This window comes from Solirubrobacter deserti (assembly GCF_027587175.1).
In the GTDB taxonomy this organism is placed as follows: Bacteria; Actinomycetota; Thermoleophilia; order Solirubrobacterales; family Solirubrobacteraceae; genus Solirubrobacter; species Solirubrobacter deserti.
Genome location: NZ_JAPCID010000011.1, coordinates 71,537 through 96,312, shown reverse-complemented (window position 1 = coordinate 96,312; position 24,776 = coordinate 71,537). Strand labels below are relative to the sequence as shown.

Here is a 24,776-nt window from a genome sequence, read left to right as displayed (position 1 = left end):
CCTGACCGAAACATCGCTTCACCTGAACTTGAGGTTCAATCCTGGAGAGGGTGTGCGAGCCTAAGCCACGCGTTTGCAGGGCTTTTCCTGGACGTTGGTCGAGGCATGGACTGACCGTCCAGTCCGTGAGGACTAGCCGTACAGACCCAAGATCTGCGCCCGCACGCAGAAGGTGCGGGCGCACTCTATCCCATCGATTTAGGCGTGCACCCCGTTGCGGTGGAGCTCTTGCAACGAGATGACGGGGGGCTCGCCGAAGCGCGCTGCGCCGATCGCCCGAGCGGCCGCCATACCCCCCGCGATCGTCGTGATGCAGGGCACGCCGCGACCCACCGCGGCTCGACGAATCTCGTATCCGTCAGACCGCGCGGCGGTGCCGGTCGGGGTGTTGATGACGAGGTCGACATCGCCCCGGTCGATCCAGTCGCGCACGTGTGGTGAGCCATCCTGGATCTTGTTGATCGTCTCGACCGGGATGCCCATCCGCTTGATCGCGGAGGCGGTCCCCCGAGTGGCCACAATTCTGAACCCGAGGTCGTGCAGCTGGGCGGCGATGCCCATCGCGGCCGCTTTGTCGGAGTCCGTGACGGTCAGGAACACCGTCCCCCGCGTCGGCAGCTGGGTGCCGGCGGCGGCCTGGGCCTTCGCGAACGCGGCCGGGAAGTCGGTCGCGACCCCCATCACCTCACCGGTCGAGCGCATCTCCGGGCCGAGCAGCGCGTCGGCTCCCGCGAAGCGGTCGAACGGCAGCACCGCCTCCTTGACCGACACGTGCGGACCGCACGGGTCCTCGGGCAGGTTCATGGCCGCGAGCTTCTCGCCCAGCATCACCCGGCAGGCGATCTTGGCCAGCGGCTGGCCTGTCGCCTTGGACACGAACGGGACCGTCCGCGACGCGCGCGGGTTGGCCTCGATCACGTACAGGTCGTCCCCGTAGACGGCGTACTGGATGTTGATCAGGCCGACAACGCCGAGCGCGAGCGCGAGGTCCTTCGACGCGCTGCGGATCTCGTTGAGCATCTCCGCACCAAGCGAATGGGGCGGAAGCGCGCAGGCCGAGTCGCCCGAGTGGATTCCGGCCTCCTCGACGTGCTGCATGATGCCGCCGATCCAGACGTCCTCGCCGTCGCAGATCGCGTCCACGTCGACCTCGATCGCGTTCTCGAGGAAGCGGTCGAGGAAGATCTCGCCCTGCGGGCGCGTGCGCGCGAAGTAGTCCGCGAGCATGTCGGTGTCGTAGACGAGCTCCATCGCGCGCCCACCGAGCACGTAGGACGGGCGCACGAGCAGCGGGAAGCCGACGCCTGGCGCGGCGCCCAGCGCCTCCTGCGGCGACTGCGCGAGCGCGTACGGCGGCGCCTTGAGCTCCAGCCGCTCCAGCAGCGCGCCGAAGCGCCCGCGGTCCTCGGCGAGGTCGATCGCGTCGGGCTGGGTCCCGAGCAGCTTGACGCCGGCCTGCTCCAGCCCGGCGGCGAGCCGCAGCGGCGTCTGGCCGCCGAAGGACACGATCACGCCCTCGGGCTGCTCGATCTCGACGATCGCGAGCACGTCCTCGAGCGTGAGCGGCTCGAAGTACAGCCGGTCGCTCGTGTCGTAGTCGGTTGACACGGTCTCCGGGTTGCAGTTGACCATCACCGCGTCGCGGCCGGACTCGCGCACGGTCATCGCGGCGTGCACGCAGCAGTAGTCGAACTCGATGCCCTGGCCGATGCGGTTCGGGCCCGAGCCGAGGATCATCACGCTCGGCTTGTCGCCACGCACGACCTCAGAGCGGTCCTCCCGCTCCCAGGCGGAGTAGAAGTACGGCGTCTCGGCCGCGAACTCGGCCGCGCACGTGTCCACGGCGCGGTAGGTCCGTACGCCTTCGAACGCCGCGTCAACCTGACGCAACTCGCGCAGGTACCAGAGATCGATCCCCGTGCGGGCGCGCAGCTCCTCGTCGGAGATGCCGCGGCGCTGGCACTCGAGCAGCACGTCGAAGCGGTCTGCGCTCGGCGACTCCAGCCGCGTCAGCAACTCCTCGTCGGTGCCGGACAGGTCGGGCTGGGTGTCGAGCTCCCGCGAGCGCAGCGCCTTCCCGAAGGCCTGGCCGAACGTGCGGCCGATCGCCATCACCTCGCCCACGGACTTCATGTGCGTGGAGAGCGTCGTGTCGACGCCCGGGAACTTCTCGAAGGCGAACCGCGGCCACTTGACGACGACGTAGTCGAGCGTCGGCTCGAAGGAGGCCGGCGTGGCCTTGGTGATGTCGTTCGGGATCTCGTCGAGCGTGTAGCCGACCGCCAGGCGCGCGGCGATCTTGGCGATCGGGAACCCGGTCGCCTTGGAGGCGAGCGCCGAGGACCGCGACACGCGCGGGTTCATCTCGATGACGACGATCTCCTCGGTCGCCGGGTTGACGGCGAACTGGACGTTGGAGCCGCCCGTCTCGACGCCCACGGCGCGGATGACCGCGATCGCCTGGTCGCGCAGCTTCTGGTAGACGCGGTCGCTCAGCGTCTGCTGCGGCGCCACGGTCACCGAGTCGCCCGTGTGGACGCCCATCGGGTCGATGTTCTCGATCGAGCACACGATCACGACGTTGTCCGCGTGGTCGCGCATGACCTCGAGCTCGAACTCGCCCCAGCCCAGCACGGACTCGTCGATCAGCACCTGGCCGATCGGCGACGCGTCCAGGCCGCGCTGGACGATCTCGTCGACCTGCTCCGGCGTGCGCGCGATGCCACCGCCGCGCCCGCCGAGCGTGAACGCCGGGCGGATGATCAGCGGCAGGCCGAACTGCTCGAGCGCGCCCTTGGCCTCCTCGACGGTGGTCGCGATCGTGTTGCGCGCGGTCCGCAGGCCCGCCTTCTGCATCGTCGCGTCGAACTGCTCGCGGTCCTCGGCACGGTTGATCGCGTCGTAGTTGGCTCCGATCAGCTCGACGCCGAACTCCTCCAGCGTGCCGTCCTCGTACAGCGCCTTGGCGAGGTTGAGCGCGGTCTGACCGCCCAGGGTCGGCAGCAGCGCGTCCGGGCGCTCGCGCTCGATCACCTGCTTGACCGGGCCGGGCAGCAGCGGCTCGACGTAGGTCGCGGTCGCGAACTCCGGGTCGGTCATGATCGTCGCCGGGTTGGAGTTCACGAGGACGACCTCGTAGCCCTCCTCGAGCAGGACCTTACAGGCCTGCGCGCCGGAGTAGTCGAACTCGGCGGCCTGGCCGATCACGATCGGGCCCGATCCGAGGACGAGGATCTTCTGGATGTCGTCTCTACGAGGCATTTCCGGCCTTCTCGAACAGTGCGATGAACTCGTCGAACAGCCCGAGCGAGTCGTTGGGGCCGGGGCCGGCCTCGGGGTGGTACTGCACGCAGCCGGCGGGGACGTCGAGCAGGCGGATGCCCTCGATCGTGTTGTCGTACAGGTTCACGTGCGTGAGCTGGGCGGCGCCGAGCTCGGACTCGATGACCTCCCCCGGCTTCCCCGCGACCGCGAAGCCGTGGTTCTGGGAGGTGATCGCGATCCGCCCGGTGCGCAGGTCCTTGACCGGGTGGTTGGCGCCGCGGTGGCCGAACGGGAGCTTGAACGTCTCCAGCCCGGCGGCGCGGGACAGCAGCTGGTGGCCGAGGCAGATGCCGAACACGGGCTTGGTGGTCAGCAGCGTCCGGATGTTCTCGACGATGTAATCGAGCGCGGCCGGGTCACCCGGGCCCGGGACGAGGAAGAAGCCGTCCGGGTCGGCGGCGAGCAGCTCTTCGGCGGGGGTCGTGCACGGGTAGATCTCGAGCGTCGCGCCCCGCGACGTGAAGTTGCGGATGATCGAGCGCTTGATGCCGGTGTCGAGCGCGACGATGCGCGGACCGTCGCCCTCACCTGCGAAGACGGTCGGCGCGGCGATCGTCACCTCGCGCGCGAGGTCGCGGCCGACCATGCTCGGCTCGGCGGCGATCCGCTCGCGGGCCTCGGAGACCGGCACGTCGGCGGAGAAGATCCCGCCGCGCATCGATCCCGCTTCCCGGATGTGCCGGACGAGCGCGCGTGTGTCCACGCCCGCGATGCCGGGGATGCCGTTGGCCTTCAGCCAGCTCAGCCAGCCCTGCTCGGCGCCGGGCGCGTCGTCGTAGTCGACCGCCGCGCGCATGATCGCGCCCGCCGCGTGGATGCGGTCGGACTCCATCGCCTGCTCGGACACGCCGTAGTTGCCGACGTGCGCAGTCGTGAAGGTGATCAACTGGCGCGCGAAGCTGGGGTCGGTCATCGACTCCTGGTAGCCCGACATGCCGGTCGTGAAGACGACCTCGCCCGTCACGGAGCCTTCCGCCCCGACGGCTTCACCGTCGAAGCGGGTGCCGTCTTCCAGTAGGACGAAGGAGCTCATACCGCGGCCAGTTCCCGCTGCCGGAAGACGATCCCGCCGGCGGCGATCGTGGTCACGACCTTGCCCTTCAGGCGCCGGCCGGCGAAGCAGCAGTTCTCCGAGCGGCTCTCGTAGCCTTGCGCTCCGACTTCCCACTCGGCGTCCAGGTCGATCAGCACGAGGTCGGCCGCGTGTCCGACGGCGATCTCGGGCGTCGGCAGGCCCATCAGCGGCGCGCCGGCGCTCAGCTTCTCGACGATCAGCGCGAGCGGGAGGATGTCGGCGGTGTAGACCGCCGCGAACGCCGTCTCCAGGCCGGTGGTCCCCATCGGGGCCTGCTCGAACGGCACCTCCTTCTCCTCGCGCGCGTGCGGCGCGTGGTCGGTGGCGATGCAGTCGATCGTGCCGTCCTTGAGGCCCGCGATCAGCGCCTGGCGGTCCTCTTCCGTGCGCAGCGGCGGGTTCATCTTCAGGCGCGTGTCCAGCTTCTCCGCGACCGCCTCGTCGGTGAGCGTGAGATGGTGCGGCGATGCCTCGCAGGTGATCTTCACACCGCGCGACTTGGCCTCGGCGATCGCCTCGACCGACTCACGCGCGCTCAGGTGCTGGATGTGGATGCGGCCGCCCTCGTAGCCCGCGATCGCGGCGTCGCGCGCGATCAGCGTGGACTCGGAGATGCTCGGGATGCCGGCCAGGCCGAGCCGGGCGCTCACCACGCCCTCGTGCATGACGCCGCGCCCGGAGAGCGTCGGGTCCTCCTCGTGCAGGGCGATGATCCCGCCGACGAGCTTCTGGTACTGGAGCGCCTTGCGCAGGATGCCGGCGCGGTGGACGGGCTTGCCGTCGTCGGTGAAGCCGAGCGCACCGCACTGGCGCAGCTCGGCCATCTCGGTCAGCGCCTCGCCGGCCAGGCCCTGCGTGATGGACGCGAGGAAGCCGACGGGGATGCGCGCTTCGCGGCGGGCCTGCTCGCGCAGGGAGCGCAGGACGGGCGCGGAGTCCACGGTTGGCGTCGTGTTCGGCATCGCCACGACGGCGACGAAGCCGCCGGCGGCCGCCGAGCGCGTGCCCGACTCGAGGTCCTCCTTGTGCTCCTGGCCCGGGACGCGCAGGTGCACGTGCGGGTCCACGAAGCCGGGGAACAGGTGGCGGCCGCCGCCGTCGATGACCTCGACGTCGGCCTGCAAATTCTCGCCGATCTGGGCGATCTCGCCGTTGCGGACGAGCACGTCGAGGCGCTCGTCCATGCCCGTGCGCGGGTCCAGGACGTGGGCGCCGCGGATCAGGACGTCGGCGGATTCAGTGGGTCGGTGGTCAAGCATCAGGCTGGGACTGCGGTCGTGAGGGCGGGCTTCGGGGCCGAGCGGCCGGTCAGCAGCTCGTAGAGCACCGCCATCCTGACAACCACCCCGGCTTCGACCTGCTGGCCGATGACGGCCTGGGGCGAGTCGATCACCTCGGCGGACAGCTCCACGCCGCGGTTGACCGGGCCGGGATGCATGAGCACCTGGCGGGCGCCGAGCCGGCGGCCGTCGATCTGGTAGACGGCGGCGTACTCGCGCAGGGACGGGACGAACGAGTCGGTCATGCGCTCGTGCTGCATGCGCAGGGCGTAGACCACGTCGGCCTCGGGCAGGCGGTCGAGGTCGTAGGCGACCTCGCACATCGCCTCCATCCCGCGCGGGATCAGCGTCGGCGGGCCCGCAACGGTGACCTTCGCGCCCATCTTCTGGAACGCGAGGATGCAGGAACGGGCGACGCGGCTGTGCGTGATGTCGCCGACAATCCAGATGTTCTTGTCCTCGAGCGTGCCGAGCCGCTCGCGCAGCGTGTAGACGTCCAGCAGCGCCTGCGTCGGGTGCTCGTGCTTGCCGTCGCCGGCGTTCACCACGCCGGCCGTGGTCCAGTTCGCGACCAGCTGGGCGGCGCCGACGAACGGCGTGCGGATGACGATCAGGTCCGGCCGGTAGGCGGACAGGGTCTGCACCGTGTCCTTGAGCGACTCGCCCTTGTCCACCGCGGAGCCGGAGGCGGCGAAGTTGATGACGTCCGCGGACAGCGACTTGGCGGCGAGCTCGAACGAGCTGCGCGTGCGCGTCGAGGCCTCGTAGAAGAGGTTCAGGACGCGGCGCCCGCGCAGCGCCGGCACCTTCTTGATCTCCCGCTCGGAGACGTCCGTGAACGTCTTCGCGCGGTCCAGGATGCGCTCGATCGCCTCGCGATCCAGGTCGTCGATCGACAGCAGGTGCCGCATCAGGCGAACGCCTCCTCGAGCTCGGTGATGATCACGTCGTCGACCCCGTCCACCTCGCGGACGCGGACGTTCACGCGCTCCGAGCGCGCGGTCGGCAGGTTCTTGCCCACGTAGTCGGGGCGCAGCGGCAGCTCCCGGTGGCCGCGGTCGGCCAGCACCGCGAGCTGCACCCGCTGCGGCCGCCCGTAGTCGAACAACGCCTCGATCGCGGCCCGGACCGTCCGCCCCGTGTACAGCACGTCGTCGACGAGGACCACCGTGTAGTCCTCCAGCCGGAAGTCGAGGTTCGAGTCGTTCACGTGCGGATCGGGGCCGCGCGTGCTCAGGTCGTCTCGGTAGAAGGCGATGTCGATGTCGCCCAGCGGCACCTGCTCGTCCAGCAGGTCTTCCACGAGCTGATGCAGGCGGGTGGCGAGGTGGGCGCCGCGCCGGTGGATGCCCACCAGCGCCACGGGACGGCCGTTGTTCTTCTCGACCACCTCGTGCGCGATGCGTACGAGCGTGCGGCGGATGTCGTCCTCGTCGAGGACGACCTTCGGTTCAGGCATGCGGTTCCTTCCTGGCCTCTCCGGACCGGGTTAAAGGGACGCGGTGAACCTAGCAGGGGGTCACGACGTCTTCGGCGCGCACGAGGTGCGGGTCCCCACGCTCCGGGAACGGCACCTCGATGGCGTCGAAGTCGCGCGGGATGACCGTGTTCTCGAACACGCCGCGCGCCTCCTCGCGGATCTCGCGCGGGAAGTAGCGCGTGGAGAGGTGGGTGAGCGCGAGCAGCTTGACGTTGGCGTCGCGGGCCAGCGCGGCGGCCTGGGCGGCCGTGCTGTGACCCGTCTCACGCGCGCGGGCGCGCTCGTCCTCGCAGAAGGTGGCCTCGTGGATGAGCAGATCGGCGTCGGCGGCGTAGACCTCGGTGGTCTGGGACGGCATCGTGTCGCCCGAGTAGACGATCCGGCGGCCGCGGCGGTCCTCCCCCATGACCTGCTCGGGCGTGACGCCGTTCACGATCTCGCCGCGCTGCAACCGGCCGAAGTCGGGGCCCGCCTGCACGCCGAGGCGCTCGGCCTCGGCCGCGTCGAACTTGCCCGGGCGGTCGTCCTCGATGAACGCGTAGCCGAACGCCTCGACGCGGTGCTTGACCGGGAAGCCGGTGATCACGAAGTCGTCGAAGCCGATCTCCTCGTGCGGCTCGAGGTCGATCACGTCCAGCGGGTACTTGGTGCGGCCGATCACCGGGCGCACGACCTTCTCGAAGGTGGCGACGAAGCCGGGCGGGCCGAAGAGCTCCAGCCGGGTGTCGCGGTCACGCATGTCGAAGGTCTTGATCATCCCCGGCAGGCCGAGCCAGTGGTCCAGGTGCAGGTGGGTGATGAAGATCGCGTCCAAATCCGGCAGGCCGACGCTGCGCAGCAGCTGGTGCTGGGTGCCCTCGCCGCAGTCGAACAGGATCCGCTCGCCGCCCGCGCGCAGCAGAATCGCGGGTAGGCCGCGCTTCGGGGTGGGAACCGAACCCGCGGTGCCGGCGAAGAAGACGCTGAGATCCATCGGCCCGCGAGGCTAGCGCGGCGCCGCCCAGCCGCTAGGCGACGCGCAGGCGCGGGCGCTCGGTGCGCCGCGCGTAGTCGAGGGCGACCTCCAGGAACGCGCTGCCGGCCGGGGACTGGCGGCGCGCGGCGCGCCACACCAGCGCGACCGGCCACGTCAGCGGGTCGGGGCCGAACGGGCGCAGCTCGATCGGGGGGCCGGGCTGCTCGGCGACCGAGCGGGGGATCACGGCGACGCCGAGCCCGTTGCTGGTCAACGCGCGCACGGCGGCGATCTCCGTGCAGATGAACGCGTTGCGCGGCTGCAGCCCGCGGGCGGCCATCTTGCGCTCCAGGCGCAGCCGCATGGCGGAGTTCTCGCGGTAGGCGACGAGGTCGGTCGCGGCGACGTCCTCGAAGCTCACCGCGCTCTGGGCCGTCAGCGGGTGGTCGACGGGCAGCGCGACGACGAGCTCGTCCTTGAACAGCAGGTCGGCGGAGAACTCCTCGCCGATCGCGTCGGGATCGTGCGCGATGAACGCGAGGTCGAGCTCGTCGGCGCCCAGGGCGGCGAACGTGTCGTCCTGCGTGCCCTCGGTCATGTGGATCGCGACGCCCGGGTGCGCGGCGCGGAACTCGGCCAGCAGCGCGAACAGGTCGAAGTGGCCGGTCGGGTACAGGCCGCCGATCCGCAGCTCGCCGCTCAGCAGACCGGTGATCTGCTCGAGCTCCTGGTGCAGGCGGTCGACCTCGGCCAGCGCACGCTGCGCGTAGCCGAGGATCACGCGCCCCTCGGCCGTCAGCTCGACGCGGCGGCTGGTGCGGTGGAAGACGTCGACGCCGAGCTCGGTCTCCAGGCGCCGGATCTGCTGGGAGACCGCGGACTGCGTGAGAAAGAGCTCTTCGCCCGCCTTCGTGAGCGAGCGGTGACGGGCGACGGCTTCGACGGTGCGCAGATGGCGGAGCTCCATGGCTTCATCGTGCCAGCGCCTGCTTCCCAAGTCGAACTCATGCTTCTGCTGGCAGCCATCAGCCCGGCTGATGCATGTCTCCCGTGAGGTAGCGCTGGATCGTCGGCGCGACGGCGGCGACGACCGTGTCCTCGTCGGCGGACGCGAGCGGCTCGACGCGCACGAGGTAGCGCAGCAGGCCGAGCCCGACGAGCTGGCTGCCGACGAGCGAGGCGCGCAGCTCGCCGTCGGGCGTGCCGAGCGCCGCGGCGACGCGACCCAGCACCTGCGTGGTCACGAAGTCGCGCAGCAGCGCCGCGGCGGCCTCCTCGGTGAGCGCGCTGCGCAGCACGGCCTGGACGCGCTGGCGCGCGGCGGGCTCGTCCCAGACGCCCAGGAAGAACCGGACGAGCCGCTCGCCGAGGCCGTCGATGCCGGGCTCGAGCAGCGCGGGGACGGCCGCGCCCGGGTCCAGCGGCAGCTCCATGGCGGCGGCGAACAGCTCGCCCTTGGTGCCGAAGTAGTGGTGCACGAGCGCCGGGTCCACGCCCGCCGCGGCCGCGATGGACCGCACGGACGTAGTGGAGAAGCCGCGTTCGGCAAAGCATGCGCGGGCCGCGTCGAGGATCGCCTCGCGCGTCCCGCTCTCCCCTCGCCGGCGGCCCGTGCGGGCCATCAGGCCGTGCGACGGCGCAACGTCCCGGCGCCCAGGGCCAGCGCGGCGGCCGCGGCGCCCACGACCACCAGCAGGTCGACGAGCAGGTCGCCGCTCAACTCCGACGTGCGCGCGAGCTGGTTCATGCCGTCGACAGCGTAGGTCATCGGCAGCACGGTGCTGATCGCCTCCAGCGCGCCCGCCATCTGGTCGCGCGGCGCGATCAGTCCGCACAGCAGCAGCTGCGGGAGCACGAACGCGGGCAGGAACTGCACCGCCTGGAACTCGCTCTGCGCGAACGCGCTCACCAGCAGGCCGAGCGCCATCCCCAGCACCGCGTTGGCGACCGCGAGCGTGAGCACGAGCGTGACCGAGCCGGCCGGGTCGAGCCCGAGCGGGCCGAGCGCGAGCGCGGAGGCCAGCGCCGCCTGGACGAGGGCGGCCACCCCGAACGCGAGCGCGTAGCCGAGCAGCAGATCGAGCTTGGCCAGCGGCGTCGTGAGCAACCGCTCCAGCGTCCCGCTCGTGCGCTCGCGCAGCATCGCCACCGACGTCACCAGGAACATCGTCACGAACGGGAAGACGCCGAGCAGCATCAGGCCGACGCGGCCGAACACGCGCTCGTCACCGTCGAAGACCCAGTACAGCAGCGCCATCAGCACGCACGGCACGATCAGCAGCAGCGCGACCGTGCGATGGTCGCCGTGCAGCTGGGCGAGCACGCGGCGGGCGGTGGCGAGCGTCACGCGCGCGTTCATGCCGCCACCGCTTCCACGACGCGCACGAACGCGTCCTCGAGGTCGTCCGCGCCGGTGCGCTCGCGCAGCTCGGCGGGCGTGCCGTCGGCGACGATCGCGCCCTCGCGCATCAGCAGCAGGCGGTCGCAACGGTCGGCCTCGTCCATCACGTGGCTGGAGACGAGCAGCGTCGTGCCGCGCGCGGCGAGGTCGTGGAACAGACGCCACAGATCCCGGCGCAGCAGCGGGTCGAGCCCCACGGTCGGCTCGTCGAGCACCAGCAGCTCGGGCTCGCCGAGCAGCGCGCACGCGAGCGAGACACGCGCCCGCTGGCCGCCGGAGAGCCGGCCCACGACGTCGCCCCGCCGGTCCGCGAGCGCGACCGCGTCCAGCGCCGCGTCCCCACGGTCCGCCGGCACGCCGAGCACGGACGCGAAGTAGCGCAGGTTCGCGGCGACCGTGAGGTCGGCGTACACGGACGGCGCCTGCGTGACGTAGCCGACGCGGGAGCGCAGCGCCTTCGCCCCGGCGGGGCGGCCGAGCACCTCGACGGTCCCGGCCTTGACGCGCTGGACGCCGACGATGGACCGGATCAGCGTCGTCTTCCCGCAGCCGCTCGGGCCGAGCAGGCCGGTGACGGCGCCGGCCGGGATCGCGAAGTCGAGCCCGTTCAGGACGGTGCGGTGCCCGCGGTCGACGCGCAGGCCCTCGACCTTGATCGCTGTCGAATTCATCAACCGATGATTTCATCAACCGATGAAATTCGCAAGCGATCTAGCCGAGCTCGACGAGCTCGAACGTGACGGTTCGATCGTCGACCCGCGCGTACCCCATCGTGAACTTCGGCTGGCGCCGCTTCTCGGTCGGTGAGCCGGGATTGAAGATCTGGAACCCGTCCTCGGCCGTCTCGTGCAGGGGGATGTGCGAGTGGCCGAAGATCACCGCGTCCTCGTCCCGAAAGCGCCGCCGCAGCCGCGCGAGCCGCCCGGCGGCCGGGCCGGCGTCGTGGATCATCCCGATCCGCACCCCGGCGAACTCGAGGGTGCGCTGGAGCGGCAGGTGCGTGTGGATCCACGGGTCCTCGACGTTCCCGCGCACCGCGTGCACCGGCGGTCCGAGCGTTTGCAGCTCCTCCAGCACGGAGCGCGCCGAGAAGTCCCCCGCGTGCAGGATCGCGTCCGCGCCGACCAGGTGCTCGACCGGGAGGCGGCGCTTCCCGAGCGGCATGTGCGTGTCGGAGATCACCGCAAGGAGCACGGAGACCGCTAAGCTAGCGGCCCCGAGCGCCCGTAGCTCAGTGGATAGAGCGCGCGCCTCCGGAGCGCGAGGTCACAGGTTCGAATCCTGTCGGGCGCGTCACGTCGAGCAGGTGCTGCTGGATGGCGCTGAACACCTGCCGCGCCTGGCTGATCTCCTCGCGCGAGCGCTCCCCCCGGACGATCACGCGCAGCGTGAGCTGCGCGAAGCGCTCCAGGAACAGGTGGCGCTCGAGCAGCGACGCCGCGTGCACGTGGGCGTAGCGCATCAGGCCCTCGGAGGCCGTCCCGGCCGCGAGGTAGCGGCCCCGGGCGCAGCACTCGGCGAGGGTGTCGATCCACTCGCCGATCACGATCTCGGCGTCGCTGCTCGCGAACCAGCCGCGCGGGCCGTCGCGGTAGATGGAGGCGCTTGCCGCGGCGGCGAGCCTGGGCCCGTGCGTGCGCAGCGTCTCGGCGAGCGCGAGCACCGGGTCGTCGGGCGGGTCGATCGGGCGCACGACCGGCTGGACGCCGATCTCGTCCGCGAGCCGGCGCACGGCCGCGAGCGGGAAGCGGCGGTGGCCGCCCAGCGTGCGCTGGGTCTCGATGCGGCCCTCGTCCGACCACCGGCGCAGTCGGCTCGGGTTGATGCGCAGCGCCTCGGCCGCGGCCTGCAGCGTCAGGAACGTCTCGTCGAGCGGCGCGACCGGCGGCTCGGGGGGGTGGCGCTCGAGTGCGGCGACGGCGGCGTCGAGGCAGTCGATGAACGCGTCGAGGACGGTCGGGTCGAATTGGCCGCCGCGCTCGGTTCGGAGCGCGGCGACGGCGTGCTCGACCGTCCCCGCGGGCCGGTACACGCGGTCGGTCGTGAGGGCGTCGAACGCGTCCGCGACGGCCGCGATCCGGCCCGCCAGCGGGATCTCCTCCGCGTGCAGCCTGCGCGGGTAGCCCTGGCCGTCATAGCGCTCGTGATGGGTGAGGGCGATCTCGGCCGCGAGCTCGAACGCCGGCTGGCCAGAGCCGGCGAGCATCGCGTGCCCGGTCTCGGGGTGCTGCTCGAGCGCCTGGCGCTCCGGGCCGGTGAGCGGGAGCGGGCGGTCGGCGACGCCGTTCATGCCGACGTCGTGCAGGCGGCTGGCGGCGCCGATCAGCTCGTCGTCGAGGTCCATGCGGCGGGCGATCGCCGCGCAGTGGCAGCTGATCCGCTGGAGATGGGACGCACTCTCCATTTACAACCGCCGACTCTAAACGCGGCGTGCAAGGAATGCATCACCACTTTGGAAGGTTGTAACGGCTGGGCACGAAGTCAGGCGCGTACGCGCTCGAGCGCGCCGCCCGCCGCGCCCAGCAGCGCGCCGCCGACCAGGAACAGGCCGAAGACCGAGCCGTCCGCCGCGTCGCCGTGGAACAGCCCGCCCGCGAGCACGACGGCGACGGCCATCGCGAGCGCCCAGACCGGACCGGTGAGCGCGCCCCAGGCCGCGGCCGTCGCCGGACGCTCGGCGCCCGCCGCGCGAGCGGCCGCGAACCCGCCGTACAGCGCGCCGAGCGTGATCACGCACAGCAGGACGACGAGCGCGGGCAGAAAGACGGCGTCCGAGAGCGCGTCCTGGTAGCTGAAGATGCGGAAGTCACCCGGGAGCGCGTTGGGGTCCTCGACGGGGAACGGCAACCCGACGGTCGCCGGCGCGTCCGGGCGGAACAGCGCGCCCGCGCTGAGCGCGGTGAGGTGGATGCCGTGCTCGGCGGCGTAGACGGTCTCCTCGATCAGCGCGGTCGCCGTCGACCGGCCGCTGCGGACGTCACCGGCGTTGGCGCCGATCTGCACGAGCCAGCCGGCGAGCGCGAGCACCGTGCTCACCAGGGCGACGCCGGCGAGCGGGCGCAGTGTCGCGCGCACGGCGGCCAGCACGCGCGCGCCCACGGGCGACAGCGTGATGAGCTCGCGTGTGGGAAGCGCGGATGCGGCGCCGATCGCGCCGCCGAGCAGCCCCCACAGCACGCCCACCGCGAGCGTGCTGAGGGCGGACACCGACACCTGGGTGCTCTCCGTCTCGCCCCCGATCAGCGCGAACCCGAACGCGAGGAGGCTGAACGGCAGCGCGATCAACAGCGCCCAGCCGAAGCGCGCCATGGCCGGCGCACCCGCCGTGCGCGGCAGCTGCCAGCGCGTCGCCAGCGCGAGCGCCGCGAGCGGGATCGCCAGGAGCACCATCGGGTGGATGCGCCGGCTGCCCGCGAGCAGGAACGTCCCCGGCTCCACCATCGGCGCGAGCAGCGTCCCTACCGCCTGCCGGCAGGTCTCGATGAGCAGCGACGCGTCCACGCCGGCGACGCCCACGATCGACGAGTCGGGTGTGACGAGCGCGATCAGCAGCCCCGCGACGAGCACGACGACCGCGGCCGTCGTGCCCGCGATCACGGCGGCGATGAACGCCGGCACCACGAACTGCTCCTGGCGTGCCCGGCAGGACGGACAGGCGCTCGCGCCGGCGTCGACGTGCGCGCCGCAGTTGGGGCAGAAGCTCATGGCGGTCAACGGTCCGGGGTGCCTCCCTGGCGGTCAATGGGTATCACTTGCGGCCCGTGAAGGTCTTCGTGATCGCCGACATGGAGGGCGTCGCCGGCATCTGCCGGTGGGATCAGGTGCTGGCCGGGCGGCCCGCCTACGAGGAGGGCCGGCTGCTCTACACGGAGGAGCTCAACGCCGCCGTGCGCGGGGCGTTCGCGGCGGGTGCGACCGACGTCGTGGTGATGGACTGCCACGGCGCGGGCGGCGATCGCGCGTTCAACAGCCTCGTCCCGGAGCGCCTGGACCCGCGCGCGGACTTCGTGGTGCAGACGCGTTGGACCGAGTACACCGGCTTCCTGGAGCAGGGCTGCGACGTCGCGCTGCTGGTCGGCCAGCACGCGATGGCCGGCGCCGAGCGCGGCGTGCTCTCGCACACCGTCAGCTCGACCAACTGGCACGCCCTCTACTTCAACGGCGTCGAGGTCGGCGAGGTCGGCATCAACGCGGCGCTGTGCGGCACGTGGAACTGTCCCGTGGCGCTGGTCACCGGCGACGACGTCGTGTGCGCCGAGGCCGCCGCGCTGCTCGGCCCCGGTCTGCAGACGCTCGCGGTCAAGACCGCCCTCGGGCGCTACAGCGCCCGGCATCACGCTCCCGCGCGCGCTCGCGAGGAGCTCGAGCAGGCGGTGCGCGCGGCGCTCGCCGCCCCGCAGGACGCCCCGGTCTACGACCCCGGGGCGCCCTGCACGATCACGGTGCAGCTCAACACCGCCGACCAGGCTGACCCGTACCGGGGTCGCACCGACGTCGCGGTGACCGGGCCGCGGACGATCGAGGCGACCGCGGACAGCTGGTGGGCGGCGTGGCGCGCCGTGTACCTCAGCAACCGTTGAGCGTGCCGCGGAAGAACCAGGTCTGGTGGTTGTCCTTGATCAGCGCGAGCGTCATCGGCTCGCAGCGGACCGCCTGGGTGAGCTCGACGCCGACGCGCAGGTCCTCCGCGGTGATGTCGAACATCGTCCCGCCGGTCTGCCGCACCTTCTGGCACGCCAGGTCCGCGCCCTCCCCCAGCCGGTAGACGCAGCGCTGGACGGTGCCCGGCGCGCGGAACCAGAAGCCCTGGATCGCGCCGCAGCCCTGTGTCATCGCCCCCGGCACGAAGCCCTCGTCGTCCCACACGCCCAGGTCGATGCGGCAGCCCGCCGGCGCGGGGATCTCCGAGTTCTCGGTCGTGTCGTCGGTCGCTGAGCAGCCCGGGTCCGGGTCGGTCGCGCCCTCGGCGAAGTGGTCGTCGATCATCCCGTCGCCGTCGTCGTCCTTGCCGTTCTCGCACGCGGGCTTGGCGCCGCAGCCGCGGATCGCCGTGTGCAGCTCGGCCACCTCGCCGTTCGGGCGATACAGCGCGAGCGTGACCTTGCGGGCGCAGTTCGCGGGCCCGGTCAGCTTGACCAGCGCGTCCGCGGTGTCGATCGCCGGGCCGGTCGCAACGCCGCGCCCCGCCGACGCCGTGCACGTCCACGGCACGCCGCCGGTGAAGATCTCGCAGGACGCAACGCCGGGCGCGGCGTCGACGCGGACCCTGGTGAACTGACCGCAGCGGTTGATCCCGACGGTCAGCTCGTTGTCGGCCTCCCCCTGACCGACGCCCGAGCGGTTGTCCAGGCATTCGGCCGAGACCGGCACCTCCCCGGTCTCCGAGCCGTCGCTGCCGTCGGCGCAGCCCGGGTCCTCGAGGTCGGTCTGGCCGTCGTTGTCGTCGTCGGCGCCGTTCGTGCAGGGCTTGCCCCCACCGGCCGGCGGCGTCGGGGTCGGGCCGGGACCCGGCTGATTGAGGCGGCCGCCCGCCGCGGGCGTGGCGGGCGCGGGAACGCCGGACGCGGCGGGCGGAGCGGGCGCGACGACGGCCCCGAGCCCGAGGGCGCCGAGCGTCGCCGCGGCGTCCGCCGGCGCGGGCCGGCCACACAGCTTCGCCGCCAGCACGGCCGCCAGGCCCTTGACGTCGGCGGTGCCCTTCAGGCGCTTGGCCAGCAGCTTGTCGAGGCCGGCGCAGACCGGTGCCTTGCCGCCGTCGAGCGCGGCCGCGACCGTCTTCGCGCCCTTCGCCTTGCCCTTGAGCGTGAGCACGACCTTGCCGCTCGCGGCCGCGCCCCGCGGCCGCACCACGGCCACGGCCAGCTTGCCGCCCTTCACGCCTCCGGCCACCGTCACGCCCGCCGGCGCGGACTTGACCTTCACGCTCTTGACGCCGGATGCGAAGGTCACGGCGACCTGGCCCTCGGCGGGCAGCGCGAGCGACTTGGAGGCCGCCTGCGCGGCCGAGCTGGATATCAGCAGGACACCGAGTGAGACGACGAGGAGGCGGAGGACGGGGAGCATGCCGTCATGCTGCGCCCGCAAGCCTCCCGGCGCATCAGGGGAATCCCTAACGCGGTCTGAACGCGGCGTACAACCCGGAGTGGTAGGCCGCGAGGTCTTTGCGGCGTTCGCGTCCATGCCGAGATGCTGGAGGTGCCGCGCGGCGTCGGCGTTCTCGAGCGGCGCGGCCTTCGGCTCCTTGTCGTGCTGAGGCGGCGGCGTCATGTTTTTTGACGTTACGCCTCCGGGCTTTGTACCGCCACCCGTCGGAAGTCCAGGGTTATATTCCGGGCGCGGTGAGCCTGGACGAGCATCGCGCCAACTTCCTTGACGCCGTGCTGGCTCGTGATTCCGCGCGCGCGCGGCGGGCGGTGGAGGCCGCGCTGGACAACGGCACGCCGGTTCCGGACCTCTACCTCGACGTGCTCGCCCCGGCCCTGCGCGAGGTCGGGCACAAGTGGGCGATGGGCGAGATCAACGTCGCCGAGGAGCACTACGCGACCGCCGTGGTGCAGTCGATCCTCGACGGCCTCTCGCGCCGGCTTCAGCGCCCTCCGCGGGACGGACGGCTCGCGATCGTCACCGGCACGCCCGGTGAGCAGCACGCGGTCGGCTCGCGGATGGTCGCGGACTTCCTGGAGGCCGACGGCTGGGAGGTGATGCTGCTCGGGCAGGGCGTCCCGGCGGTGGACCTCGTCTCGCTCGTGGAACACGAGCAGCCGGATCTCGTCGCCCTCTCGACCGCTACAGCGAGCGCGCTCGACGGCGTCGCGGAGGTGCTCCGCGCGCTCAGGGCGCTCGACCCGCGCCCGCTGATCGTCGCCGGCGGCCAGTTCTGGACGGCGAGCACGCGCGCGACCGCGCTCGAGTTCGGCGCCGACCACGTCGAGCAGGACCCTCGCGCGCTCGTCGCCGAACTGCACGTCCGGGTTCCGCCACCCGGGTGAACATGGGGCAACTGGACATCCGTCTGCTTGTTTGCTGCCGGTCCTCTCGGTACTTTCGCTGCCAATGGGCGTGCGGGGTGGCACGCATCCACGGATGGAAGGGTTCGTATGAGGGGTCGGCCTTTGGCCATTGTCGGAGGGCTGCTGGCGAGTCTCGCGCTGAGCACGCCCGCGCTCGCGCAGTTCTCGCCGGGCTCACGCAGCCTGGGCGACCGGCTGCTCCCGGCGCTCGGCAACGGCGGCTACGACGCGCAGCACTACGACGTCACGCTCAACTACGACCCGGTGAACAACGCGATGCTGCCGGGCTCGCAGACCGTGATCACGATGAAGGCCACGCAGGGCCTGTCGGAGTTCTCGCTCGACCTGCGCGCCTACACGGTCTCCGAGGTCACGATCGACGGTGCCGCCGCGACGACGTCCCGCGTGGACGACAAGCTCGTCGTCACCCCCGCGGCCGGAATCGCCAACGGGCGCGTGTTCCAGACGATCGTGAAGTTCGCGGGCGCGCCGCTGGAGGTCATCGATCCCGACAACTCGACCGAGGGCTGGGCGCGCATCCCCACCGGCGGGTTCGTGGTCAACGAGCCGATGGGCGCGATGGGCTGGTTCCCGAGCAACAACCATCCCGCCGACAAGGCGACCTACGACTACCACGTCACGATCCCCGAGGACTACATCTCGATCGCCAACGGTGAGCTCACGGGCGCGCTCGACGCGACCGGCAAGCCGGCCGCCGCGAACGGGCTGCGGACCTGGAACTGGTCGCTCGACTATCCGATGGCGACCTACCTGACGACCGCCACCGTCGGCAAGTTCGACTACACGAAGTGGAACTCCCCGCTGGCGATCGGCAAGAGCGGCGCGCCGCTGGAGCTCTACGACGCGATCGAGAGCACCTACAGCCCTGAGCAGAAGACCGCGGCGAACACGGGCACGCAGCGTCAGGACGACATCATCAAGTTCATGGCCGACGCACTGCAGCGGCCGTACCCGTTCGAGTCGCACGGCGTGGTCGCGGCGGACGCGCAGCTCGACTACGCGCTCGAGTCCCAGACGAAGTCGCACTTCTCCAGCAGCCAGCCCAACCCCGTGCCGCACGGCACGCTCGCGCACGAGATCGCCCACCAGTGGTTCGGCGACAGCATCGGTCCGCGGACCTGGGACGAGCTGTGGTTCAACGAGGGCTGGGCCACGTGGTGGAACTGGTACTGGAGCAACAAGGAGAACGGCGGCATCACGACGCAGCAGCAGTTCGCCAACGTCTACGCGAACGCAACGCCGAACTGGCAGTACATCCCGGCGGCGCTGCCCGGCCCCGAGAACATGTTCGTCCCGAGCTTCCCGACCTACAACCGGTCCGCGGCCATGCTCGAGGGCTACCGCCAGATCGTCGGCGAGCCCGCGTTCTGGGCCTTCCAGCGCGCGCTGATCGACGAGTTCAGCTACAGCACGATCACGACCGACGCGTTCATCGAGCTGGCCAAGCGGATCGCGCGCGACCGGGGCGGCTTCGACGCCACCAACCTCCGCAAGCTGGACGTCTACTTCACTCAGTGGCTGCGCACGGCCGGCAAGCCCAGCTTGACCCCGGCGAACTTCTTCCTGAGCTCGACCTTCCCGGGCAACGAGGTCACCGGCACCGTGCCCGCGACGCTGTCGCTGACGCTCAACGGCACGCCGAGCTTCAACACGTTCGTCCCGGGCGTGACCCGCGAATACACGACGTCCACGATGGCCAACGTCATCTCGACCGCCGGCAACGCGACGCTCAGCGTCTCGGCGCCCGGCCACCTGAGCAACGGCGCGTTCACGCTGCCCGAGCCGCTGCGCGTCGAGCTCGAGAAGACGTCGTGGGACGGCCCCGTCTCCAACGACGAGGTCGACGTCACGTTCAAGCAGCTGATCAAGGAGACCGATCCGCTGCGCACGGGCACCTACAGCAAGACGCTGACCTTCACGCTGTCCACGACGGCGCCGTAGGTCGATGCGGTTCTCGTCGCGGCCGCGCTAGTCGCGGTCGCGGCGTAACCAGCGCGCGCCCGAGTGGAACTCCAGGAAGGTCCGTGAGGAATCCACGCTCATCTTCGTGAGCTCGGCCAGGTGCTCGGCGTCGCTCGGCGGCGGCGTCGGATCGGGCGTGGGTTGCGGGGCGTCCATACCTGGTTGATCGGCCGTTCGAGGCGGATGGCACAACCGTCATTCCGTCCGGGGTGCCGAATAGCGTCGCCGACGTGGCCGCGATGACCATGTGCCCGCGCTGCGGGTCCCACTTCCTGCAGCCCTTGCGCTGCGAGGCGAAGGCGGCCGACGTGATGCTCGTCGAGCTGCGCTGCTCAGACTGCAACACGTGGCTGAAGGCGCCGCACAGCCGCGCGGACATGCGCGAGCTGGATCGCCTGCAGGCCGAGTACCGCACCAAGATCGTCGCCGGCTACGAGCGCTGCGTGGCCGAGAGCATGGAGGCGCTCGTCACGTGCTTCGAGCACGCGCTCGCGCTGGACCTGGTCTCGGCCGACGACTTCCGCCCGCGCGGCGCCGCCGCCTAGCGCGCGACGAGCCGGTGCCGCGCAGCGGGGGCGACGAGCCGCGCGGGGCCGGCGAGCCGCGCCGCCACGCCTCCGATCCCCGCGCCGCCCCGCTCGCCTTCTTCCCGCCCCGCTACGCGGCCGGCGTCGCTGCCGGCAACTTGCCCGCCGCGCGCAGCGCGGACACGATCGCCCGCGTGGCCGGGGAGCGGTTGAGCGTGTACAGGTGCACGCCCGGCGCGCCCTCGTCCAGCAGCTCCGCGGCCTGCGCGGTCGCGTAGGCGACGCCGAGCTCGGCCACGGCACGGGGGTCGTCCTGGCGCGCCTCCAGCTCGCGGCGCAGCACCGCCGGGATCGTGGCGCCGCACAGCGCCGTGATCCGCTCGATCATCGCGATGCTCGTGATCGGGATGACCCCGGGCAACACCGGCACGTCGATCCCGCCGGCGCGCAAGCGGTCGACGAGGCGGCGGTAGTCGTCGTTGGCGAAGAACAACTGGGTGACGAGCACGCGCACGCCCGCGTCCACCTTGGCGCGCAGGTGCGCGAGATCCTCGGCCCAGCCGCGCGAGTCCGCGTGCGGCTCGGGATAGGCGGCGCCGAGGACGCAGAAGCCGGCCTCTGCGGCCAGCTCGGTCAGCTCCAGCGACGAGCGCAGGCCGCCCTCCGGCGCGCGCCATGTCGCCTCGCCCCGCGGCGGGTCGCCGCGCAGTGCGAGCACGTTGTCGGCGCCGCCCGCCGCGGCCTCGGCCAGCAACGCGACGAGCTCGTCGCGGGTGAAGCCGGTCGCGGTGACGTGCGGGACGGCCACCAGCGCGCGCTCGCGGGCCAGCCGTCGCACCACCGCGAGCGTCAGGTCGCGCGTGGTGCCGCCCGCGCCGCACGTGACCGACACGAACGCCGGCTCGAGCGCCGCCAACTCCTCGATCGCGCTCCAGAACGCGAGCTCGGCCTCGACGCTGCGCGGCGGGCCGAACTCGAACGAGACGATCGGTTCAGCGCCGAGCTTGTCGTCGATGCGGGTCATCCGCCCGCCACCGCCGGGAGGATCGTGACCTCGTCCCCGTCGGCGACCTCGGTGTCCAGGCCGTCGAGGAAGCGGATGTCCTCGCCCTTGAGGTACACGTTGACGAAGCGGCGCAGGGATCCGTCGCCGTCCGCGATCCGTTCGCGCAGCTCGGCGTGCTCGGAGTAGAGGCCGTTCAACGCCTCCCCCACCGTGCCGCCCTCGACCGTCACCGCGCTCGAGCCGCCCGCGGCGTCGCGCAGCTGCGTGGGGAGCTTGACCGTGACGCCCATCACGCCACCGCCGGCGCGAAGCGCTCGTCGAAGGCGTCGAGGTCGGCCGGGATGGTCGCGACCTCGAACGTGTCGCGCACGGCGTCGATGGTCTTCAGGCCATCGCCGGTGACCATGCACACGACGCGCTCCTCGGGGCCGATGTCGCCGCGCTCGGCGAGCTTGGCCAGCGTGCCGATCGTCACGCCGCCCGCCGTCTCGGTGAAGATGCCGGTCGTCTCCGCGAGCAGGCGGATGCCCGCGCGGATCTCGTCGTCGGTCACGGAGTCGATCGAGCCGCCGGTCGACCGGGCGAGCTCGACGGCGTACGGCCCGTCGGCGGGGTTGCCGATGGCGAGCGACTTGGCGATCGTGTCCGGCTTGACCGGCTTGCACACGTCGGTCCCGGCCGCGAAGGCGGTCGCGACGGGCGAGCAGCCCAGCGCCTGGGCGCCGTTCATCGTGGGGACCGAGCCCTCGACGAGCCCGGCGTCGATGAACTCCTGGAAGCCGCGCGCGAGCTTGGTGAACTGCGAGCCGGACGCGATCGGGCCCACGACGCGGTCCGGAAGCTCCCAGCCGAGCTGCTCGACGGTCTCGAACGCGAGTGTCTTGGAGCCCTCGGCGTAGTACGGACGCATGTTGATGTTCACGAACGCCCAGTTCGGGCGCTCGCCCGAGACCTGCGTGCAGAGCCGGTTGACGTCGTCGTAGTTGCCCGTGACGGCGACGATCTGCGCGCCGTAGGCGCCCGTGGCGAGGATCTTCTGCTCCTCGAGGTCGTGCGGGATCAGCACGTAGGCGGGCAGCCCGGCGGCCGCGGCGTGCGCGGCGACGGCGTTGGCGAGGTTGCCCGTGGAGGCACACGCGAGCGTGTCGAAGCCGAGCTCCGTTGCACGCGCGAGCGCCACGGACACGACGCGGTCCTTGAACGAGTGCGTCGGGTTGGCGGTCTCGTTCTTGATCCAGACCTCGCCGAGCCCGAGCCTCTCGGCCAGGCGGTCCGCCTTCACCAGCGGCGTCCAGCCCGTCGGCAGCGCGCTGCGCGCCGGCCCGGCCAGCGGCAGGAAGTCCGCGTAGCGCCAGATGGTGTGCGGCCCGGCCTGGATCCTGCGCTTGATCTCGGCGGGGTCCCCATTCGGGGCCGAGTAGCTGACCTCGAGCGGACCGAAGCAGCGCTCACAGACGAAGCGGGCCTCGAGCGGGTACTCGGTCTTGCATTCCTTGCACTTCAGGGCATCTGCCGGCATGTGATTTGAATCCTCCGCCCGGGTGTGCGGCGGAGTCTTCTTCGGCAGGTGCACCGGGAGAACCCCAACCGCATCTCCCAGGCCTACTCGTTGGAGCCTGATGGAATTGCCACCTTCTTCCCGGTGTGCGACCGGGAGCAGGTTGGCGGGGGTTCACAGGGCCAATCCCTCCCCCCCTCTTGATGCGTCCAGCTATGTGTGGCGAAGCGTAGCGGATCTATCGGCAGTGAAGATAGAATCCATGACCTGATGCTGCCCCCGACCGACGATCCGCTCAGTCCCGGCTATGCCGAGCCTGCCCAGAAGCCCGTTCGGTCGGCGCGGTCGCACGACGGTTGAGGTCGCGCCTGAGCGCACCGAGCCGCGCGTCGAGATCGTCGAGTCCCCCGGCCTGCGCTGGATCAACATCGAGCGCCCGCGTTCGCTCGAGCAGGCGTGGCTGGAGGAGCACTTCGACTTCCACGCCCTCGACTACGAGGACGTGCGCTCGCGCAACCAGCGCCCGAAAGTCGACGAGTACGACGACTACCTGTTCATCGTGCTCCACTTCCCGCGCTACGACAAGAAGGTCGCGCGGCTGAACGCCGCCGAGGTCGACTTCTTCGTCGGCCCCGACTTTCTGATCACGCTCCCGAACGAGCCGGTCGAGCGCGTCGAGGACCTGTTCGAACGCTGCCGCACCAACGAGGAGTTCCGCGACCAGCTGTTCTCCAAGGGCTCGGGCTACCTGCTCTACAAGATCGTCGACGACTGCGTCGATGCCGCGTTCCCGATGCTGGGCAAGATCGGCAACAAGCTCGAGCGGATCGAGGAAGCGATCTTCGAGGGCGACGAGGGCGAGGACGTCGTGCGCGACATCTCCAACGCCAAGCAGGAGATCATCAACTTCCGCAAGATCGTCCGGCCGCAGCGCGTCGCCTTCCGCGACCTCGAGCGCAACAAGGCGCGCTACATCGCCGAGGACCTCGACATCTACTTCGACGACATCATCGACGCGTCCGAGCGCGGCTGGGACATGCTCGAGAACTTCAAGGAGGTCGTGGAAGGGCTCGAGGCCACGAACGAGTCGGCGATCGCGCACCGCACGAACGAGACGTTCCGCGCGCTGACGGCGATCTCGCTGATCTTCCTGCCGCTGACGCTGATCGCGAGCATCTTCGGCATGAACGTCCACGTGCCGGGCCAGGACGGCAACATGGTCCCGTTCTGGATCATCATCGGCGTGATGGTCGCGGTCGTGGTCGGCGTCGCAGCCGTCTTCAAGCGGCGGGGATGGCTCTAGAGTCGGCGCCGCAACGGCGCCGGATGCTCGTGATCATCAACCCGGTCGCGACGAAGATGTCCGACCGGCTCAAGAGCCTGGTCGTCTACGCCCTCCAGGGCCGCTACGAGGTCACGACCGCCGACACCGAAGCCAAGGGCCACGGCGTCGAGCTGGCGCGCCAGGCGGCGGCCGACGGCTACGACACCGTGCTGGCGTTCGGCGGCGACGGCACGGTCAACGAGGTCGCGAACGGCCTCGTCGGCACCGAGACCGCGCTCACGCTGCTGCCCGGCGGCAACAACAACGTCGTCGCGAAGCTGCTCGGCATCCCGACCGACGTCGTCGACGCCACCGAGCACCTGCTCGGCCTCGCCGACGCGTGGGCGCCGCGCACGGTCGACCTCGGCACGGTCAACGGCCGCCACTTCACGTTCGCCGCCGGCATGGGGCTGGACGCGAGCGTCGTCGAGCGCGTGGACCGCAACCCGGCCCTCAAGAAGCGCTTCGGCCCGTTCTACTACGTCGAGTGCGCGATCACGACGTTCCTGTCCAAGTACGTCGTGAACCCGCCACGGCTGGAGGTCGAGGTGGACGGCCGGACCGTCGGCGGTGTGTCGCTGTTCGTCCAGAACGCCGAGAACTACACGTACTTCAACGCGCGCGCCGTCCCGCTGGTGGAGGGCGCGCGCTTCGACTCGGGCAGCCTCGCCGGCGTCGTGCTCACGCGCGCCCGTCCTTACGACGTCCCGACGGTCACCTTCCGTGCGCTGTCCGGCGCCGCCCGGATCGCCAAGCACAAGGGCGTGGACGCGTTCGGCGCCTTCCACGAGGCGGTCGTGCGCTCCACCGACGGGCGCACGATCCCGATCCAGGTCGACGGTGACCACATCGAAGACGTGACGGAAGCGCGCTTCGGGATCATCCCGAGCGCGCTTCACGTCGTGGCCTGATC

23 protein-coding genes, 1 tRNA gene, 1 pseudogene and 1 riboswitch are annotated in these 24,776 nt (G+C 71.3%); of the genes and pseudogenes, 7 read left to right on the top strand and 18 right to left on the bottom strand.

Translation table 11 applies throughout. The features are described from left to right. Positions 1-198: 198 nt before the first annotated feature. The 11 genes from carB to OJ962_RS09635 are packed head-to-tail and all read right to left on the bottom strand — an operon-like array spanning position 199 to position 11,709. Positions 199-3,261, bottom strand: coding sequence for a carbamoyl-phosphate synthase large subunit (gene carB, locus OJ962_RS09685; protein WP_202952961.1), 3,063 nt, complete (start codon positions 3,259-3,261; stop codon positions 199-201). Beyond that, positions 3,251-4,357 carry a glutamine-hydrolyzing carbamoyl-phosphate synthase small subunit gene (carA, locus tag OJ962_RS09680; protein ID WP_202952962.1) on the bottom strand — a complete coding sequence of 369 codons (1,107 nt, stop codon included), beginning with the start codon at positions 4,355-4,357 and terminating at the stop codon, positions 3,251-3,253. Before carA ends, carB begins: the two co-directional genes overlap by 11 nt. Further along, complete coding sequence (locus OJ962_RS09675; protein ID WP_202952963.1) at positions 4,354-5,658, bottom strand: dihydroorotase; 1,305 nt, start codon at positions 5,656-5,658, stop codon at positions 4,354-4,356. Before OJ962_RS09675 ends, carA begins: the two co-directional genes overlap by 4 nt. Beyond that, the gene (locus OJ962_RS09670) at positions 5,658-6,590 is read right to left on the bottom strand and encodes an aspartate carbamoyltransferase catalytic subunit (RefSeq protein ID WP_202952964.1); all 933 of its coding nucleotides are present in this window, start codon (positions 6,588-6,590) and stop codon (positions 5,658-5,660) included. The genes OJ962_RS09675 and OJ962_RS09670 overlap by 1 nt, the downstream gene beginning before the upstream one ends. Next, on the bottom strand, positions 6,590-7,138 hold the full coding sequence (pyrR, locus tag OJ962_RS09665; RefSeq protein WP_202952965.1) for a bifunctional pyr operon transcriptional regulator/uracil phosphoribosyltransferase PyrR: 549 nt from the start codon (positions 7,136-7,138) through the stop codon (positions 6,590-6,592). The genes OJ962_RS09670 and pyrR overlap by 1 nt, the downstream gene beginning before the upstream one ends. A gap of 49 nt (positions 7,139-7,187) precedes the next feature. Further along, positions 7,188-8,132 carry a ribonuclease Z gene (gene rnz, locus OJ962_RS09660; RefSeq protein ID WP_202952966.1) on the bottom strand — a complete coding sequence of 315 codons (945 nt, stop codon included), beginning with the start codon at positions 8,130-8,132 and terminating at the stop codon, positions 7,188-7,190. 34 nt (positions 8,133-8,166) lie between these two features. After that, positions 8,167-9,081 carry a LysR family transcriptional regulator gene (locus tag OJ962_RS09655; protein WP_202952967.1) on the bottom strand — a complete coding sequence of 305 codons (915 nt, stop codon included), beginning with the start codon at positions 9,079-9,081 and terminating at the stop codon, positions 8,167-8,169. A 58-nt stretch (positions 9,082-9,139) separates the two neighbouring features. Continuing rightward, complete coding sequence (locus OJ962_RS09650) at positions 9,140-9,736, bottom strand: TetR/AcrR family transcriptional regulator (RefSeq protein WP_202952968.1); 597 nt, start codon at positions 9,734-9,736, stop codon at positions 9,140-9,142. Beyond that, the gene (locus OJ962_RS09645) at positions 9,736-10,473 is read right to left on the bottom strand and encodes an ABC transporter permease (RefSeq protein ID WP_202952969.1); all 738 of its coding nucleotides are present in this window, start codon (positions 10,471-10,473) and stop codon (positions 9,736-9,738) included. Before OJ962_RS09645 ends, OJ962_RS09650 begins: the two co-directional genes overlap by 1 nt. After that, complete coding sequence (locus OJ962_RS09640) at positions 10,470-11,186, bottom strand: ABC transporter ATP-binding protein (protein ID WP_202952970.1); 717 nt, start codon at positions 11,184-11,186, stop codon at positions 10,470-10,472. Before OJ962_RS09640 ends, OJ962_RS09645 begins: the two co-directional genes overlap by 4 nt. A 40-nt stretch (positions 11,187-11,226) precedes the next feature. Further along, positions 11,227-11,709, bottom strand: a complete 483-nt coding sequence (locus OJ962_RS09635) for a metallophosphoesterase family protein (protein ID WP_202952971.1) — start codon at positions 11,707-11,709, stop codon at positions 11,227-11,229. Between the two features lie 26 nt (positions 11,710-11,735). Here OJ962_RS09635 and OJ962_RS09630 point away from each other — a divergent pair. Next, positions 11,736-11,808, top strand: a tRNA-Arg gene (locus OJ962_RS09630). A gap of 433 nt (positions 11,809-12,241) precedes the next feature. On the opposite strand, the pseudogene OJ962_RS34365 reads toward OJ962_RS09630, so the two are convergent. Continuing rightward, positions 12,242-12,919: pseudogene (locus tag OJ962_RS34365) on the bottom strand (HD domain-containing phosphohydrolase); the annotation flags it as partial. 77 nt (positions 12,920-12,996) lie between these two features. Continuing rightward, positions 12,997-14,220 carry a zinc ribbon domain-containing protein gene (locus OJ962_RS09625; RefSeq protein WP_202952974.1) on the bottom strand — a complete coding sequence of 408 codons (1,224 nt, stop codon included), beginning with the start codon at positions 14,218-14,220 and terminating at the stop codon, positions 12,997-12,999. Positions 14,221-14,276: 56 nt separating this feature from the next. On the opposite strand from OJ962_RS09625, the gene OJ962_RS09620 reads away from it, so the two are divergent. Then, the gene (locus OJ962_RS09620; RefSeq protein ID WP_202952975.1) at positions 14,277-15,095 is read left to right on the top strand and encodes a M55 family metallopeptidase; all 819 of its coding nucleotides are present in this window, start codon (positions 14,277-14,279) and stop codon (positions 15,093-15,095) included. Here the strand turns inward: OJ962_RS09620 and OJ962_RS09615 are convergent. Then, positions 15,082-16,578, bottom strand: coding sequence for a hypothetical protein (locus OJ962_RS09615; protein WP_202952976.1), 1,497 nt, complete (start codon positions 16,576-16,578; stop codon positions 15,082-15,084). The genes OJ962_RS09620 and OJ962_RS09615 overlap by 14 nt on opposite strands. Before the next feature lie 275 nt (positions 16,579-16,853). On the opposite strand from OJ962_RS09615, the gene OJ962_RS09610 reads away from it, so the two are divergent. Together OJ962_RS09610 and OJ962_RS09605 are read left to right on the top strand one after the other, a co-directional pair. Next, positions 16,854-17,504 carry a cobalamin B12-binding domain-containing protein gene (locus OJ962_RS09610; RefSeq protein ID WP_202952977.1) on the top strand — a complete coding sequence of 217 codons (651 nt, stop codon included), beginning with the start codon at positions 16,854-16,856 and terminating at the stop codon, positions 17,502-17,504. A gap of 123 nt (positions 17,505-17,627) precedes the next feature. Then, positions 17,628-19,487 (top strand): M1 family metallopeptidase, encoded by a 1,860-nt coding sequence (locus tag OJ962_RS09605; RefSeq protein ID WP_202952978.1) that lies wholly within the window; start codon positions 17,628-17,630, stop codon positions 19,485-19,487. A 27-nt stretch (positions 19,488-19,514) separates the two neighbouring features. On the opposite strand, the gene OJ962_RS09600 is transcribed toward OJ962_RS09605, so the two are convergent. Beyond that, positions 19,515-19,664 (bottom strand): hypothetical protein, encoded by a 150-nt coding sequence (locus OJ962_RS09600; RefSeq protein WP_202952979.1) that lies wholly within the window; start codon positions 19,662-19,664, stop codon positions 19,515-19,517. 74 nt (positions 19,665-19,738) lie between these two features. On the opposite strand from OJ962_RS09600, the gene OJ962_RS09595 reads away from it, so the two are divergent. Further along, the gene (locus tag OJ962_RS09595) at positions 19,739-20,053 is read left to right on the top strand and encodes a hypothetical protein (protein ID WP_202952980.1); all 315 of its coding nucleotides are present in this window, start codon (positions 19,739-19,741) and stop codon (positions 20,051-20,053) included. A gap of 112 nt (positions 20,054-20,165) precedes the next feature. On the opposite strand, the gene OJ962_RS09590 is transcribed toward OJ962_RS09595, so the two are convergent. From OJ962_RS09590 to thrC, 3 genes are read right to left on the bottom strand one after another with little or no spacing between them, the layout of a single operon-like run. Then, positions 20,166-21,059, bottom strand: a complete 894-nt coding sequence (locus OJ962_RS09590; protein ID WP_202952981.1) for a methylenetetrahydrofolate reductase — start codon at positions 21,057-21,059, stop codon at positions 20,166-20,168. Continuing rightward, on the bottom strand, positions 21,056-21,331 hold the full coding sequence (locus tag OJ962_RS09585; protein ID WP_202952982.1) for a ubiquitin-like small modifier protein 1: 276 nt from the start codon (positions 21,329-21,331) through the stop codon (positions 21,056-21,058). Before OJ962_RS09585 ends, OJ962_RS09590 begins: the two co-directional genes overlap by 4 nt. Continuing rightward, the gene (gene thrC, locus OJ962_RS09580; protein WP_202952983.1) at positions 21,331-22,560 is read right to left on the bottom strand and encodes a threonine synthase; all 1,230 of its coding nucleotides are present in this window, start codon (positions 22,558-22,560) and stop codon (positions 21,331-21,333) included. Before thrC ends, OJ962_RS09585 begins: the two co-directional genes overlap by 1 nt. A gap of 67 nt (positions 22,561-22,627) precedes the next feature. Continuing rightward, positions 22,628-22,749: riboswitch (SAM riboswitch) on the bottom strand. Between the two features lie 97 nt (positions 22,750-22,846). Here thrC and OJ962_RS09575 point away from each other — a divergent pair. Both OJ962_RS09575 and OJ962_RS09570 read left to right on the top strand, forming a co-directional pair. After that, entirely contained in the window at positions 22,847-23,842 is a 996-nt protein-coding gene (locus tag OJ962_RS09575; protein WP_202952984.1) for a magnesium transporter CorA family protein, read from the top strand. Beyond that, positions 23,833-24,774: a diacylglycerol/lipid kinase family protein gene (locus OJ962_RS09570; RefSeq protein WP_202952985.1), complete on the top strand. Its 942-nt coding sequence runs from the start codon at positions 23,833-23,835 to the stop codon at positions 24,772-24,774. The genes OJ962_RS09575 and OJ962_RS09570 overlap by 10 nt, the downstream gene beginning before the upstream one ends. Positions 24,775-24,776 lie beyond the last annotated feature (2 nt).

Excerpts from the sequence above, each read along its gene's own strand:
- carB (WP_202952961.1), bottom strand. The coding sequence starts at position 3,261 with ATGCCTCGTAGAGACGACATCCAGAAGATCCTCGTCCTCGGATCGGGC.
- pyrR (WP_202952965.1), bottom strand. The coding sequence starts at position 7,138 with ATGCCTGAACCGAAGGTCGTCCTCGACGAGGACGACATCCGCCGCACG.
- rnz (WP_202952966.1), bottom strand. The coding sequence starts at position 8,132 with ATGGATCTCAGCGTCTTCTTCGCCGGCACCGCGGGTTCGGTTCCCACC.
- OJ962_RS09600 (WP_202952979.1), bottom strand. The coding sequence starts at position 19,664 with ATGGACGCCCCGCAACCCACGCCCGATCCGACGCCGCCGCCGAGCGAC.
- carA (WP_202952962.1), bottom strand. The coding sequence starts at position 4,357 with ATGAGCTCCTTCGTCCTACTGGAAGACGGCACCCGCTTCGACGGTGAA.
- OJ962_RS09585 (WP_202952982.1), bottom strand. The coding sequence starts at position 21,331 with ATGGGCGTCACGGTCAAGCTCCCCACGCAGCTGCGCGACGCCGCGGGC.
- thrC (WP_202952983.1), bottom strand. The coding sequence starts at position 22,560 with ATGCCGGCAGATGCCCTGAAGTGCAAGGAATGCAAGACCGAGTACCCG.
- OJ962_RS09575 (WP_202952984.1), top strand. The coding sequence starts at position 22,847 with ATGCCGAGCCTGCCCAGAAGCCCGTTCGGTCGGCGCGGTCGCACGACG.
- OJ962_RS09625 (WP_202952974.1), bottom strand. The coding sequence starts at position 14,220 with ATGAGCTTCTGCCCCAACTGCGGCGCGCACGTCGACGCCGGCGCGAGC.
- OJ962_RS09655 (WP_202952967.1), bottom strand. The coding sequence starts at position 9,081 with ATGGAGCTCCGCCATCTGCGCACCGTCGAAGCCGTCGCCCGTCACCGC.
- OJ962_RS09645 (WP_202952969.1), bottom strand. The coding sequence starts at position 10,473 with ATGAACGCGCGCGTGACGCTCGCCACCGCCCGCCGCGTGCTCGCCCAG.
- OJ962_RS09570 (WP_202952985.1), top strand. The coding sequence starts at position 23,833 with ATGGCTCTAGAGTCGGCGCCGCAACGGCGCCGGATGCTCGTGATCATC.
- OJ962_RS09675 (WP_202952963.1), bottom strand. The coding sequence starts at position 5,658 with ATGCTTGACCACCGACCCACTGAATCCGCCGACGTCCTGATCCGCGGC.
- OJ962_RS09615 (WP_202952976.1), bottom strand. The coding sequence starts at position 16,578 with ATGCTCCCCGTCCTCCGCCTCCTCGTCGTCTCACTCGGTGTCCTGCTG.
- OJ962_RS09590 (WP_202952981.1), bottom strand. The coding sequence starts at position 21,059 with ATGACCCGCATCGACGACAAGCTCGGCGCTGAACCGATCGTCTCGTTC.
- OJ962_RS09650 (WP_202952968.1), bottom strand. The coding sequence starts at position 9,736 with ATGGCCCGCACGGGCCGCCGGCGAGGGGAGAGCGGGACGCGCGAGGCG.
- OJ962_RS09670 (WP_202952964.1), bottom strand. The coding sequence starts at position 6,590 with ATGCGGCACCTGCTGTCGATCGACGACCTGGATCGCGAGGCGATCGAG.
- OJ962_RS09640 (WP_202952970.1), bottom strand. The coding sequence starts at position 11,186 with ATGAATTCGACAGCGATCAAGGTCGAGGGCCTGCGCGTCGACCGCGGG.